The 13,698-nt window shown below is 63.2% G+C and carries 15 protein-coding genes; 10 read left to right on the top strand and 5 right to left on the bottom strand.

Going from position 1 to position 13,698, the window contains the following annotated elements; translation table 11 throughout:
- Positions 1 to 6 precede the first annotated feature (6 nt).
- From BBA01S_RS13675 to gltA, 3 genes are all read left to right on the top strand, one after another.
- Entirely contained in the window at positions 7 to 708 is a 702-nt protein-coding gene (locus BBA01S_RS13675; protein WP_027816951.1) for a succinate dehydrogenase iron-sulfur subunit, read from the top strand.
- A 15-nt stretch (positions 709 to 723) separates the two neighbouring features.
- Positions 724 to 990, top strand: coding sequence for an FAD assembly factor SdhE (locus BBA01S_RS13670; protein WP_027816950.1), 267 nt, complete (start codon positions 724 to 726; stop codon positions 988 to 990).
- 91 nt (positions 991 to 1,081) lie between these two features.
- Positions 1,082 to 2,383, top strand: a complete 1,302-nt coding sequence (gene gltA, locus BBA01S_RS13665) for a citrate synthase (RefSeq protein WP_027816949.1) — start codon at positions 1,082 to 1,084, stop codon at positions 2,381 to 2,383.
- Positions 2,384 to 2,457: 74 nt separating this feature from the next.
- Here gltA and BBA01S_RS13660 read toward each other — a convergent pair whose 3' ends face one another.
- Entirely contained in the window at positions 2,458 to 2,922 is a 465-nt protein-coding gene (locus BBA01S_RS13660) for a VOC family protein (protein WP_027816948.1), read from the bottom strand.
- 148 nt (positions 2,923 to 3,070) lie between these two features.
- On the opposite strand from BBA01S_RS13660, the gene BBA01S_RS13655 reads away from it, so the two are divergent.
- The 3 genes from BBA01S_RS13655 (at position 3,071) to BBA01S_RS13645 (ending at position 5,642) form a co-directional block, all read left to right on the top strand.
- On the top strand, positions 3,071 to 3,526 hold the full coding sequence (locus tag BBA01S_RS13655; RefSeq protein WP_027816947.1) for a GNAT family N-acetyltransferase: 456 nt from the start codon (positions 3,071 to 3,073) through the stop codon (positions 3,524 to 3,526).
- 91 nt (positions 3,527 to 3,617) lie between these two features.
- The gene (locus BBA01S_RS13650) at positions 3,618 to 4,937 is read left to right on the top strand and encodes a sensor histidine kinase (RefSeq protein WP_027816946.1); all 1,320 of its coding nucleotides are present in this window, start codon (positions 3,618 to 3,620) and stop codon (positions 4,935 to 4,937) included.
- A gap of 48 nt (positions 4,938 to 4,985) precedes the next feature.
- A complete protein-coding gene (locus tag BBA01S_RS13645) occupies positions 4,986 to 5,642 on the top strand; it encodes a response regulator transcription factor (RefSeq protein WP_027816945.1) in 657 nt (218 codons plus the stop codon).
- A gap of 138 nt (positions 5,643 to 5,780) precedes the next feature.
- Here the strand turns inward: BBA01S_RS13645 and BBA01S_RS13640 are convergent, their stop codons facing one another.
- The 3 genes from BBA01S_RS13640 to BBA01S_RS13630 form a co-directional block, all read right to left on the bottom strand.
- Positions 5,781 to 6,194, bottom strand: a complete 414-nt coding sequence (locus BBA01S_RS13640; RefSeq protein ID WP_027816944.1) for a tellurite resistance TerB family protein — start codon at positions 6,192 to 6,194, stop codon at positions 5,781 to 5,783.
- Between the two features lie 45 nt (positions 6,195 to 6,239).
- Positions 6,240 to 6,539, bottom strand: coding sequence for a TFIIB-type zinc ribbon-containing protein (locus BBA01S_RS13635; RefSeq protein WP_027816943.1), 300 nt, complete (start codon positions 6,537 to 6,539; stop codon positions 6,240 to 6,242).
- Between the two features lie 115 nt (positions 6,540 to 6,654).
- Positions 6,655 to 7,659 carry a TerC family protein gene (locus tag BBA01S_RS13630; RefSeq protein ID WP_042297055.1) on the bottom strand — a complete coding sequence of 335 codons (1,005 nt, stop codon included), beginning with the start codon at positions 7,657 to 7,659 and terminating at the stop codon, positions 6,655 to 6,657.
- A 319-nt stretch (positions 7,660 to 7,978) separates the two neighbouring features.
- On the opposite strand from BBA01S_RS13630, the gene loiP reads away from it, so the two are divergent.
- Positions 7,979 to 8,743, top strand: coding sequence for a metalloprotease LoiP (gene loiP, locus BBA01S_RS13625; RefSeq protein ID WP_027816941.1), 765 nt, complete (start codon positions 7,979 to 7,981; stop codon positions 8,741 to 8,743).
- An 82-nt stretch (positions 8,744 to 8,825) separates the two neighbouring features.
- Here loiP and BBA01S_RS13620 read toward each other — a convergent pair whose 3' ends face one another.
- The gene (locus BBA01S_RS13620; protein ID WP_084162133.1) at positions 8,826 to 9,803 is read right to left on the bottom strand and encodes a MipA/OmpV family protein; all 978 of its coding nucleotides are present in this window, start codon (positions 9,801 to 9,803) and stop codon (positions 8,826 to 8,828) included.
- Between the two features lie 404 nt (positions 9,804 to 10,207).
- On the opposite strand from BBA01S_RS13620, the gene leuC reads away from it, so the two are divergent.
- From leuC to leuB, 3 genes are all read left to right on the top strand, one after another.
- Positions 10,208 to 11,617 carry a 3-isopropylmalate dehydratase large subunit gene (gene leuC, locus BBA01S_RS13615; protein ID WP_027816939.1) on the top strand — a complete coding sequence of 470 codons (1,410 nt, stop codon included), beginning with the start codon at positions 10,208 to 10,210 and terminating at the stop codon, positions 11,615 to 11,617.
- Positions 11,618 to 11,636: 19 nt separating this feature from the next.
- A complete protein-coding gene (gene leuD / locus BBA01S_RS13610) occupies positions 11,637 to 12,287 on the top strand; it encodes a 3-isopropylmalate dehydratase small subunit (RefSeq protein ID WP_027816938.1) in 651 nt (216 codons plus the stop codon).
- Positions 12,288 to 12,364: 77 nt separating this feature from the next.
- Complete coding sequence (gene leuB, locus BBA01S_RS13605) at positions 12,365 to 13,432, top strand: 3-isopropylmalate dehydrogenase (protein ID WP_027816937.1); 1,068 nt, start codon at positions 12,365 to 12,367, stop codon at positions 13,430 to 13,432.
- The last annotated feature ends 266 nt before the right edge of the window (positions 13,433 to 13,698 follow it).

The raw sequence follows: 13,698 nt of genomic DNA, 5'->3' as shown, positions 1-13,698 counted from the left end.
TTGGAAATGGCCAAACGTATTTTTGAAGTCTATCGCTACGATCCGGACAAGGACTCGGCGCCGCGCATGCAGACGTACGAGCTGGATCTCACGCACGAGCGCATGCTGCTCGACGCGCTGGTCAAGCTCAAGGAAGTGGACGAGACGCTGTCGTTCCGCCGCTCGTGCCGTGAAGGCGTGTGCGGTTCGGACGCCATGAACATCAACGGCAAGAACGGTCTGGCGTGCCTCACGAACCTGAACGACCTGCCGCAGAAGATCGTGCTGCGCCCGCTGCCGGGCCTGCCCGTCGTGCGCGACCTGATCGTCGACATGACGCACTTCTTCAACCAGTACCACTCGATCAAGCCGTACCTGATCAACGACACGCCGCCGCCCGAGAAAGAGCGCCTGCAGTCGCCTGAACAGCGTGACGAACTCGACGGCGTGTACGAGTGTATTCTGTGCGCGAGCTGCTCGACGTCGTGCCCGAGCTTCTGGTGGAACCCGGACAAGTTCGTCGGCCCGGCTGGCCTGCTGCAAGCGTACCGTTTCATCGCGGACAGCCGCGACGAAGCGACTGGCGAGCGTCTCGACAACCTCGAAGACCCGTATCGTCTGTTCCGTTGCCACACGATCATGAACTGCGTCGACGTCTGCCCGAAGGGCCTGAACCCGACGAAGGCGATCGGCAAGATCAAGGAACTGATGGTCCGCCGCGCGGTTTGACCATAGCGAGATCGAATGGACTCGCACCAGTCTGACCCCCATCGCCGCGCGCGCCTTCGCTGGCGCGCGCGGCGCGGTATGCTCGAAAACGACATTATTTTCGAGCGATTTTTTGACCGCTATGAGCATGACCTCAGCGACGCCGATGTGGGTGCACTTACGCGCCTGCTCGAGCTGAGCGATAACGACCTGATGGACTTGCTGCTCGCACGCAAGGAACCAGAAGGCGACCTTTCCGACCCGGACGTGAAGCGGGTGCTGGAGCTGCTTCGCAACGTCTGAGCCGCGGTGACGTCCTACGGGACGTTAGAAGGCGCCGCGCCAGACCTGCAAACTATCGAATCCCGTGTTTATCTTCGATTGAGGATGTGCTATGACCCCGTCTGATGTAAAAGCCACGCTATCGTTCAGCGACAATTCGCCGAGCGTCGAACTGCCGATCTACAAGGGCACCCAAGGCCCGGATGTGATCGACATCCGCAAACTGTACGGTCAGACCGGCAAGTTCACGTACGACCCGGGCTTCATGTCGACGGCGGCATGTAACTCGGCGATCACGTACATCGACGGGGACAAGGGCGAACTGCTGTACCGCGGTTACCCGATCGACAACCTCGCGCAAAACGCCGACTTCCTGGAAACCTGCTATCTGCTGCTCAAGGGCGAGCTGCCGAACCAGGCGCAAAAGGACGAGTTCGTGAAGACCGTCACGCAGCACACGATGGTTCACGAGCAGATGCAGTTCTTCTTCCGCGGCTTCCGCCGCGACGCGCACCCGATGGCGATCCTGGTCGCTGCAGTCGGCGCGCTGTCGGCGTTCTATCACGACTCGCTCGACATCAACAACGCGAAGCATCGTGAAGTGTCGGCGATCCGCATGATCGCCAAGCTGCCGACGCTGGTCGCCATGGCGTACAAGTACTCGATCGGCCAGCCGTTCGTGTACCCGCAGAACGACCTGTCGTACAGCGCGAACTTCATGCGCATGATGTTCTCGAACCCGTGCGAAGAGTACAAGGTTAACGACGTGCTGGTGCGCGCGCTCGACCGTATCCTGATCCTGCACGCAGACCACGAGCAGAACGCATCGACGTCGACGGTTCGTCTGGCCGGCTCGTCGGGCGCGAACCCGTTTGCGTGTATCGCAGCCGGTATCGCCTGCCTGTGGGGCCCGGCGCACGGCGGCGCGAACGAAGCCGCACTGAACATGCTTGAGGAAATCGGCTCGGTGGAGAACATCCCTGAGTTCATCAAGCAGGTGAAGGACAAGAACTCGGGCGTGAAGCTGATGGGCTTCGGTCACCGCGTGTACAAGAACTACGATCCGCGCGCCAAGCTGATGCGCGAAACGTGCCACGAAGTGCTCAACGAACTGGGCCTGCACGACGATCCGCTGTTCAAGCTCGCGATGGCGCTGGAAAAGATCGCACTGGAAGACGAATACTTCGTGTCGCGCAAGCTGTACCCGAACGTCGACTTCTACTCGGGCATCGTTCAGCGCGCGCTGGGCATCCCGACGTCGATGTTCACGTGTATCTTCGCGATGGCACGTACGGTGGGCTGGATCGCCCAGTGGAACGAAATGATCGCCGACCCCGAGCAAAAGATCGGCCGTCCGCGTCAGCTGTTCATCGGCAACACGCCGCGCGAAGCCAAGCCGATCTCGGCTCGCTAAGCACACGCGGTACGCAATACCTCAAACGCCCCGACGGTTCGCCCGTCGGGGCGTTTGTCTTTGCGGGCCCGGGACTAGACCCAGCCGTCGATCTTCAGGCCGCTGGCTTGCTCGGCCTCCTCGCGCGAGACTTCGCGCGTGGTCTGCCCGAAGCTCCACACGTGGCCTTCCGGGTCGACCGCGGCATAGACGCGATCGCCGTAAAACTGGTCGGACGGCTCGCGCACGATCGTCGCGCCCGCAGCACGCGCGCGGGCGCAATGCTCGTCGAGTCCGCTTTCGAGCTGTACATGAACCGATTGCGTGTTCTTGCCCTCGACGTCTGCCGGGCTGGAGTAGGGCATGCCTGGCCAGCCGCCGCAGATCATGACGTAACCGTCCTGGAAGCGCATTTCCGAATGCGCGAGCTTGCCGTCGGGCGTGGTAATGACGAACTGGCGCGTGAAGCCGAATGCCTTCTCCAGCCAGTCGAGCGCGGCGAAAGGATCGCGATAATAAACGGCGGAACCGAAGGCAGGCCGGGGTGCGGTATTGCTCATAGGCGTCTCCCTGCTGGGTTGGGGCAGTGCGATCAATCAATCTAGCACCTGCGCCACGGCGCTGCGCGCGAACGGTGTGGCACCGGAAAATCGATGCTTTGTTATGCTGAATGTCCGCCGCCCGCGCTCCTGCATGGAAGGACTATCGATGCATCTAACCTTCTCGCCGACGACCCAGGCCGACGCCGACGCCCTCGTTGAAATACGCATTGCCGCGATGCGCGAGAGCCTGGCGCGTATCGGGCGCTTCGATCCTCAACGCGCCCGCGAGCGCTTCCTGGCCGCGTTTGAGCCGGCGCTGTGCCGTTTCATCGAAGCCGATGGCGTGCGTGTCGGCTTCGTGCTGGCGAGGTCGCTGGAAGACCATTGGCTGCTCGATCACCTCTATGTATTGCCGGCGCACCAGGGCAGGGGGATCGGCGCACGCGTCCTGCGCGATATCTTCGCCGACGCGGATCGGCAGCGCTTGCCTGTTCGCGTCGGCGCGCTGCGGGGCAGCGACTCGAATCGCTTTTATCTGCGGCACGGTTTTGCGCAGGTCAATGAGAGCGAATGGGATATCTATTACGAGCGCCAGCCGCTTGCGCAAGGCACACGCGGCTGACAGCCCCTCGCCAATTTCCCCGACCCCGAATCCTTTATCATGGAGCGGCCTGATTCCCCATGAGCCTTTTAAGCCCCTCTCAAGCCGCTCCATGTTCTTCGCTGCGAACTCCCTGCACCGACGCCTGAGCATCGCCATCGGCACGCTGGCATTGCTCGTGGGCGTGCTGGGCTCGCTTGGCACGTTCCTCGTGGTGCGCAGCCTCGCGAGCGAATTCAGCGCGAGCCTGCGCGACGCCGCCGCGCACGTGCAGGCGGGCGTGTCGCACCACGCCGCCGCGGAACCGCACAGCGCGCGCAACGCCTCCGACGATCTCGTCGTGCAGATCTGGTCAGCCGGCGACACCGACGAGCCGAGCCGCACCAGCGATCCCGACATCGCGTTGCCGCGCGCGCAGACGGGCTTCTCGTCGATCGACTTCGATGGGGAGGCGTGGGACGTCTTCGCGCTCGCGGCGGGCGACGAATACATCCAGATCGCCGAGTCCCGCAGCATGCGCAACCGCAATGCCTTGCGCGTCGCGTTCTGGAGCCTGTTGCCGGTGCTGGCGCTGCTGCCGCTGCTCGTGCTGACGATCGCAGTGACGGTGCGCCTGTCGCTGCGTCCCATGGAGCGCGTCGGCCGCCGGGCGGCGAAAGTCGACCTGCACGCGCTCAAGCCGCTCGAAGCCGACAAGGCGCCGGTGGAACTGCGGCCCTTCATCGAGTCGATCAACCGCATGATCGAGCGCCTTTCGGTGCTCGTGAACGCCGAGCGCAAGTTCATCGCCGATGCCGCGCACGAACTGCGCTCGCCCATTTCGGCGATGCAGTTGCAGATCGACAACCTGCGCGATGCGCCGCCCGAACAGTACCGCGAACGCTTCGAAGACCTGCAGCGCGGCGTCGCGCGCACCGGGTCGCTGGTGTCGCAACTGCTGGGCCTCGCGCGCGCGGAAATCGGCGGCGCGCAGCGCGCCGTGGAAACCATCGCGCTCACGCGCATCGTGCCTGACGTGCTCGCGGATCTGCTGCCGCTCGCCGATGCGCGAGGCGTGGATCTGGGCGTCGAGCGGCTTGATGAAGCGAGCGTGCGGGCCACCGAAGGCGACATGCGCGTGCTGGTCAAGAACCTTATCGATAACGCAATCCGCTATGTGCATGCTGGCGGACGCGTCGATGTTTCGATGCTGCGCGACGCGCAGAAGGTGACGATCGAGGTGATCGACGACGGGCCCGGCATCGCCGACAGCGACCTGCCGTACGTGTTCGACCGCTTCTTTCGTGCGGCGAACAACGATGCGCAAGGCAGCGGTCTGGGCCTCGCGATAGCCCAGACGCTGGCGCAGAGCTACGGCGGCCGCGTGACGCTTGCCAATCGCAGCGACGCGCAGAGTGGCATCGTCGCGCACATCGAACTGCCGCTGGCCTGAATCGAAGCGCACGAACAACCTGCAATGTATGGTAAGGAAAACTGAGCGATGCGGATTCTGCTGATCGAAGACGATCTGCTGATCGGGCCCGCGCTGCTGCGCGCGCTGAAGGACGCGTCCTATAGCGTCGACTGGGTGCGTACGGGCGAAAGCGGCCGCACGGCTGTGCGCGACGGTTCGTACACGGCCATCCTGCTCGACCTGGGGCTTGGCGACATGAGCGGGCTGGACGTGCTGCGCGGCCTGCGCGAAGCGAGCGACGCCACGCCGGTCATCATCATCACCGCGCGCGACGACGTGGACACGCGTGTCGAAGGCCTCGATCTGGGCGCGGACGACTATCTCGTCAAGCCGTTCGAGAGCAAGGAGTTGCTTGCGCGCATTCGCGCGGTCGTGCGTCGCAAGGCGGGTTTCGCCTCGGCGACGATGGGCAGCGCGCGCGTGACGCTCGACATGAATGCGCGCCGCTTGAGTTTCGACGGCCAGAGCGACGATCTTTCGGCGCGTGAGTACGCATTGATGCTCGCGCTGCTGGAGCGCCCCGGCGCGATCCTCTCGCGTCAGCAACTGGAGGAGCGGCTATACGGCTGGGGCGAGGAAGTGGAAAGCAATGCCGTCGATGCCGTGATCTATAGCGTGCGCCGAAAATTCGGCCATGCCGTGATTCGCAATGTGCGGGGGCTCGGCTGGGCGGTGTGCGTTTGAGTGCGTGACTGGATGTGCGTCTGGATGAATGGAAAAAACGCGGCGAGCGTGGGGCTCGCCGCGTGGCGTGCAACTCAGGGGGAAGTCCATGTCGCACGCCGGAAAGTGCTGCAAATCAAGAGGCGAGAGGCGACGATGTCAGGAAGCCAGCAGGCGCTGCCAGGGATGCGCCTGCCACGACCTCGACAGCACGGCGAGCAACTGCGCTTCGGCGTCCGAGAGGTGGCGGTCGGCGTGAACCGCGACCAGGCACAGGCTCATCACTTCGGCGCGCAGGTTCGGATCTTCGAGTTCAAGCAGCACTTGCTGCATGACGTCGGAGTCGAGTTTGCAGGCATCGCTCCAGTCCATGTTCGCGTTGGCCAGCAGGAGGTCTTCGCAGAGATCGCGCAGGATCGTGCTGAATTCGCCGGGCGCGAGGCCAAGGCGCTCGGCGATGCGGGCGCGATGCACGGCAGCGAGTTCGCTGCTGTTCAGGTGGCCGTCGGCGAGCAGGGCGATGGCCACGATGCGTCCGGCGGCCTGCGGGCTGTTGCTGGTATAGGTGCGCATGGTCAGGAGTCCTCGATCAATCGTTGCAAAGTGAGCGGCTTGGGTTCAGTCGAAAATGTCTTCGAGCCACGATTTGCGGCGCCGTTCCTGTCCGCCGTGGCGTTGGCCGTAGTCGCGCGAGCGATGCTGCGAGCCGTGTTGTGAGCTATGTTGTGAGCCGTGGCCTTCATAGCCGTCGTCGTATTGCCGCCGCATGTCCGGGCGGCCCTGCGCGGCGCGTTCGATCAGCCTGTCGAGTTCGCCACGATCGAGCCAGACCCCACGGCATTGCGGGCAGTAGTCGAGTTCGACGCCATGACGCTCGGCGATCGCGAGGGTGACGTCAGGGCAGTTCGGGCATTTCATGTTGCACTCCTTTCGGGGGCGGCAGCCGGTGCGGCTGCCGTGGAAACCATCCTCGCAGAGAAAAATGAGCGAAGAATGAGGAGCGCGTTCCAGGCGTTCCAGGTGCTCAAGGCGCTCAGGGAGCCTTCAGGCTGCCGCTTTCGTCACCGGCAGGGCGCGTCTTGACGAGCGACACCACCACGCCGCCGACCAGCAGCGTTGTCGTCACGCCCAGGCTCAGCAGCGCCGGAATCTTGCCGATGATGCCCACCAGGAAGATCTTCGCGCCGATGAACACCAGCACGAGCGCGAGCGCGTGCTTGAGGTAGTAGAAGCGGTGCGCCATCGCCGCGAGCGCGAAGAACAGTGCGCGCAGGCCTAGCACGGCGAAGATGTTGCTTGTGTAGACGATGAACGGGTCGGTCGTGATCGAGAAGATCGCAGGGATCGAATCGACCGCGAAGATCAGGTCGGCGAACTCGATCATCAGCAGCGCGACGAGCAGCGGCGTCGCATAACGCGTGAGCTTGCCGCTGACCGGATGCGCGCGCCGCACCACGAACGCGCCGCCTTCGAGCCGCTCGGTGACGGGCAGAACGCGGCGGATCGTGCGCAGGATCTTGCTGTCTTCGACGCGCGTTTCTTCCTTCGAGCCGAGCAGCATCTTCACGCCGGTGGCGGCAAGAAACAGTCCGAATACGAACAGCATCCATTCGAACTGCGAAACGAGCGCTGCGCCCAGTCCCACCATCAGCGCGCGCAGCACGAGCACGCCGACGATGCCCCAGAACAGCACGCGATGCTGGTAGGCGCGCGGCACCGCGAGCGCGCCGAAGATCGACGCGATCACGAATACGTTGTCGAGCGAGAGCGACTTCTCGATCAGGTAGCCGGTGACGTACTCGGTCGCGGGCTGCGCGCCGAGCTGCCACCAGATGAAGCCGCCGAACAGCAGGCCAATGGTGATGTAGCCAAGCGAGAGCCAGAGGCTTTCGCGAATGCCGATCTCTCGGTCGTCCCGGTGCAGGACGCCGAGATCGAGCGCGAGCAGCACGATCACCACCGCGATGAACGCGGCCCAGAGCCAGACGGGCTGGCCCAGGAAAGTGGTGGCGATAAGCGACTCAAGCGACGCGAGCATGGTGACGATCCTTTGCGTTGAAAGCAGGGAAGCGCGGGTGGGGCGCTATGGGCCTTTGGCCCATAGGGTCAGCTTAGCGGCGCAGAATGAGCCGAAAATGAGGAGCCCGATCAACGGTCACCGGTCACGGAGATCTCGCGGTTTGCAACCGGCGCGACGACGCCGGGCGGGCCTATTACGAGGCCGGTGCCGTTAAATAGTGCTGAAAATAGCGCTTAATTGACACGCTGAGCATAAAATCGCGGCCCACGGGTGCATCGGAAACGCTCGGGTGCTAGATTGTCGATCCTTACAAAAACCTTCAATAAGGACGATAAGAATGGCAAGGATTCAGCTTGGTCTGGCATGTGGGATCGCGGTGGCGTTGAGCGCCTGTTCGGGCATGCAAAGCATCGACCCTACCGCTGCGCTGTCGGCGGGCACGTCGCTTTACAAGGCGGCGTCGCTATCGGACAGCGACATCGTGACGGTCTCGCAGGAAGCCTGTAAGGCCAGCGACGCGCAGTCGAAGGTGGCCGCCCCCAACAGCGCCTACGCCAAGCGCCTCACGCGCGTGATGAGCGGCTTCGGCGACATGACCCTGAACGGCCAGAAGATCGACTACAAGGTCTACATGACGCAGGACATCAACGCGTGGGCGATGGGCAACGGCTGCGTGCGCGTCTACAGCGGCCTGATGGACAAGATGAACGACGACGAACTGCGCGGCGTGATCGGGCACGAGATGGGCCACGTGGCGCTCGGCCATTCGAAGAAGGCGATGCAGACGGCCTATACCGTGAGCGCGGCCCGCACGGCGGCAGGCGCGAGCGGCAACGCGATGGCGTCGTCGTTGAGCTCGTCGCAGCTTGGCGACCTGACCGAGAAGTTCGTCAACGCGCAGTTCTCGCAGACGCAGGAAAGCGCGGCCGACGACTACTCGTTCGATCTCCTAAAGAAGAAAGGCATGAAGCGCGAAGGCCTCGTTACGGCCTTCCAGAAGCTCGCGCAGATCGACGGCGGCCAGAGCTCGATGCTCAGCTCGCATCCGTCGTCGCCGAGCCGTGCACAGCACATCCAGAGCCGCATCAAGAGCGAAGGCTGATGACGCCCTGAGCTGATGGCGCCATCAGCAAGCGGCCAGCGGCGCATCATGCGCGCTGGCCGCTTTTTTTCAGGCGACTTGCCTAGAACTGATAGTTGATCGACAGATCGCAGACGCCTTCGGTCTTGGTCTGGATGATCGGGCTATGCGCAGCGCTGCCCAGCAGGCGCTTGATGGCGCCGTCCGCGCTCACGAACCAGTGCTTGTTGACGAAGTACACCATCGTGATGCCGAAGCCCGCCGATTTAAGGCCCGCGCTCGCGTTGTATTGCCGATAGCCCGACGCCGCGGCCTGCTGGCCGTTCACGCCGAACCAGCTCTGCATGTAGTTCGAATCGGCGAACGTGACCGACGGGCCCGCGAACCAGTAGAACGTCTGGCTGCTGCCCGGCAGCGGCATATATGTGCCCAGATCGGCAGTCCAGCCGTTCGAGCCGCCGAAGCTGCGCGTAAAGGCCGCGCGCACCACCAGCGGGAAATCCTTCGACACCACGTATTCGCCCGCGATCTTCATGAGCGGCGCGGGATTGATGTTGCCCATGCCGTTCAGTCGCGACGGATCGTCGTGGCCGCGCCGCCCGAGGTCGTATGCCGCGGCGATGCTCATGCGCCAGTTCTGGCCTTGCAGGAAATTCACGCCGAAGCCTTCGCCCGTCGAGCCGAACAGGATGTCCTTGTAGCGCAGGTCGATGCTCGGCCCGGCCATCATGTGATAGCGGTCGGAGCCGTCGTAGCGCGGCTCGAAAGTCGAGCCGATGCCAAGGCGCGCTTCGAAGTTCGGGCGATCGGGCTGATAGAGCTTTTCCAGCGGAATGCCCGCCGAATACTGCCATTCGCCGAGCGGCGAGGGCGTCTGCGCCTGGGCGCGCGGCGCGAAGGCTGCAAGCGCGCAGGCCGTGGCCGCGACGGCGATCGAGGACTGGCGCGCGAGTCCGATCGCGGCGCCCTTGATCGAGCGGGCCTGCGCGTGCCGCCCCGAATATTGGCTTGTTGTGATTGTTGTCTTGTACGCAGCGGCGCGAACGAGCGCGCTGCGGGGCGAACGGGTTGCGAATGGCATGAGGCCTCCAGGATTGCCTGATCGTGCCGCGAGTTGTCCGTGTCGGTTCAGTGTGATGCAAGCATATTCCGGACGCTCGTGCGGCGGCGCACGTCTCGCAATCGACGTGCCCGATATGGCACCTTCTATTCGAGCGCGTCCTCGGTTTCCAGCGTTTTACGCTTTCCGTTCAGGCAAAAAAATCATCGGAAAAACAAAGGCTTCGCTTCGCGTCGATCGATTCGGAGTCGAAAAATGCGCCGCGCCATGCGCCGGGTAACTTCGATACAGGTATCGCTACTACCACCCAACTCACTGTTTTTTATCGGTTTTTTTGGTCGGAAGGGGGTGCGGGATGCGGTTTTTGCGTGGCATAATCAATTCACAACGCAAGTCCCCCCGCAGTCAATTTATCCCCGCATATCATGGCAAAGACGCTCTACGACAAATTGTGGGACACCCATGTGGTCCACACGGAAGACGACGGCACGACGATCCTTTATATCGACCGTCATCTGCTGCACGAAGTCACCAGTCCGCAGGCTTTCGAAGGCCTGAAACTGCACGAGCGCCCGGTATGGCGCATCAGCGCGAACCTGGCCGTGTCCGACCATAACGTGCCCACGACGGATCGCAGCCACGGTATCGCCGATCCGGTCTCGAAGCTCCAGGTGGACACGCTCGACACGAACTGCGACGCCTTCGGCATCACGCAGTTCAAGATGAGCGACCAGCGCCAGGGCATCGTGCACATCGTCGGGCCGGAACAGGGTGCGACGCTGCCGGGCATGACGATTGTCTGCGGCGACTCGCATACGTCCACGCACGGCGCGTTCGGCGCGCTCGCGCACGGCATCGGCACCTCGGAAGTCGAGCACGTGCTGGCCACGCAGACGCTCCTGCAAAAGAAGAGCAAGAACATGCTCATCAAGGTGGAAGGCACGCTGCCGCGCGGCTGCACCGCCAAGGACATCGTGCTCGCCATCATCGGCAAGATCGGCACGGCGGGCGGCACGGGCTACGCCATGGAGTTCGGCGGCTCGATGATCCGCGGCCTGACGATGGAAGGTCGCATGACGGTCTGCAACATGGCGATCGAAGGCGGCGCGCGCGCCGGCATGGTCGCCGTGGACGACACCACGATCGAATACCTGAAGGGCCGTCCGTTCTCGCCGCAAGGCGCGGAGTGGGACCAGGCTGTCGAGTACTGGAAGCAGTTCCGTTCGGACGACGGCGCGCACTTCGACCGCGTGGTCGAGCTGACGGCGGCCGATATCGTCCCGCAAGTCACGTGGGGCACCTCGCCGGAAATGGTCGTGTCGATCGACGGTCGCGTGCCGGATCCCGAGCGCGAAAAAGACCCGGTCAAGCGTGACGCGATGGAACGCGCGCTGCAATACATGGCGCTCGAACCGAACATGCCGATCGAGTCGATCAAGCCGGACAAGATCTTCATTGGCTCGTGCACCAACGCGCGCATCGAAGACCTGCGCTCGGCCGCCTACGTCGTGAAGAAGCTCGGTCGCCGCGTCGCTGCGAACGTGCGCCTGGCGATGGTCGTGCCGGGTTCGGGTCTCGTGAAGGCGCAAGCCGAACGCGAAGGCCTCGACAAGGTGTTCACGGAAGCCGGTTTCGAATGGCGCGAGCCGGGTTGCTCGATGTGCCTCGCGATGAACGCCGACCGGCTGGAGCCGGGCGAGCGCTGCGCGTCCACCTCGAACCGCAACTTCGAAGGCCGTCAGGGCGCGGGCGGACGCACGCACCTGGTGAGCCCGGCCATGGCGGCCGCAGCGGCCATCGAAGGCCATTTCGTCGATATTCGCAAGCTCGGTTAATCGGTCAAGGCCACGCATCATGGAAAAATTCATCGTACATACCGGCCTCGTAGCGCCGCTCGATCGCGAAAACGTGGACACGGACGCGATCATTCCGAAGCAGTTCCTCAAGTCGATCAAGCGCACCGGCTTCGGCCCGAACGCCTTCGACGAATGGCGCTATCTGGATCACGGCGAGCCGGGCCAGGACAACTCGAAGCGTCCGCTCAACCCGGACTTCGTGCTGAACCAGCCGCGCTATCAAGGCGCATCCGTGCTGCTCACGCGCAAGAACTTCGGTTGCGGCAGCTCGCGCGAGCACGCACCGTGGGCGCTCGATCAGTACGGTTTCCGCGCGATCATCGCGCCGAGCTTCGCTGACATCTTCTATAACAATTGCTTCAAGAACGGCCTGCTGCCGATCGTGCTGAGCGAAGCGGACGTCGATCATCTGTTCAACGAAACCTACGCGTTCAATGGCTTCGAACTCACGATCGACCTGGAGCAACAGGTTGTGCGCACAACGGACGGCTCGAAATCGTATCCGTTCGAAGTCGCCGCGTTCCGCCGCTACTGCCTCTTGAACGGCTTCGACGATATCGGCCTCACGCTGCGTCACGCCGACAAGATCCGCCAGTACGAAGCCGAGCGCATTGCGCGCCAGCCGTGGCTGAACAACCGCGTCATCTGAACTGGACGGCTAAAGTCCGAATGCGCGGTGGTGCCTGAAACCACCGCGTCCACCGAAATACAGCGAGGAACACCAGGATGAAGATTGCAGTGCTGCCGGGCGACGGCATTGGCCCCGAGATCGTCAAGGAAGCCGTCAAGGTGCTGAACGCGCTCGACGAAAAGTTCGAGCTGGAAGAAGCGCCCGTCGGTGGCGCGGGTTACGAGGCGAGCGGCCATCCGCTGCCCGAGGCGACGCTGGCGCTGGCGAAGTCCGCCGACGCGATCCTGTTCGGCGCCGTGGGCGACTGGAAGTACGACTCGCTCGAACGCGCACTGCGTCCGGAGCAGGCGATTCTGGGTCTGCGCAAGCACCTGGAGCTGTTCGCGAACTTCCGCCCGGCGATCTGCTATCCGCAACTCACGGGCGCGTCGTCGCTGAAGCCGGAAATCGTTTCGGGCCTCGACATCCTGATCGTGCGCGAGCTGAACGGCGACATCTACTTCGGCCAGCCGCGCGGCACGCGTGAAGCGCCGGACGGTCTTTTCAAGGGCGCGCGAGAAGGTTTCGACACGATGCGCTATGCGGAACCCGAAGTGCGCCGCATCGCTCACGTCGCGTTCCAGGCGGCGCAAAAGCGCCAGAAGAAGCTGACGTCGGTGGACAAGGCCAACGTGCTGGAAACGTCGCAGTTCTGGCGCGACATCATGATCGATGTCTCGAAGGAATATCCGGACGTCGAGCTGTCGCACATGTACGTCGATAACGCGGCGATGCAGCTCGTGAAGGCGCCGAAGGCGTTCGACGTGGTGGTCACGGGCAACATGTTCGGCGACATCCTCTCGGACGAAGCCGCCATGCTCACGGGCTCGATCGGCATGCTGCCGTCGGCTTCGCTCGACAAGAACAGCAAGGGCCTGTACGAGCCGTCGCACGGTTCGGCGCCGGACATCGCGGGCAAGGGTGTTGCCAATCCGCTCGCGACGATCCTCTCGGCCGCCATGATGCTGCGTTTCTCGCTGGGCCGTGAAGAGCAGGCTCAGCGCATCGAAAACGCCGTGAAGAAGGTGCTCGAACAGGGTTACCGTACCGGCGACATCGTGACGCCCGACTGCAAGAAGGTCGGCACGGTGGAGATGGGCGACGCCGTGGTTGCGGCGCTGTAAGAGCAGGATGAAAGGGCATGCCTTTGCAGGCGTGCCCTTTTTATTTGGCGCGTGTTTCAGGTGCTTTATTTCGGGCCCTTGAAACGTGGTGGCTACATAGCTGAAAGTGCGGTTTTTGCCGCGCAAATTAACTGTTTCGTGTATATTGCTTCGATGGCGACGATCTCCCCGATCACGACTGTTACGAACATCCACGGCGAAAAAACTGCCCGTGTGATTTCGCTCGCCATCAGCACGAAAACGATTACGAAAACGATCATCACGCG

Source organism: Paraburkholderia bannensis NBRC 103871 (genome assembly GCF_000685015.1).
Taxonomy (GTDB): domain Bacteria; phylum Pseudomonadota; class Gammaproteobacteria; order Burkholderiales; family Burkholderiaceae; genus Paraburkholderia; species Paraburkholderia bannensis.
The sequence above is the reverse complement of the archived record's forward strand: the minus strand, read 5'-3'. Positions and strand labels throughout refer to the sequence as shown.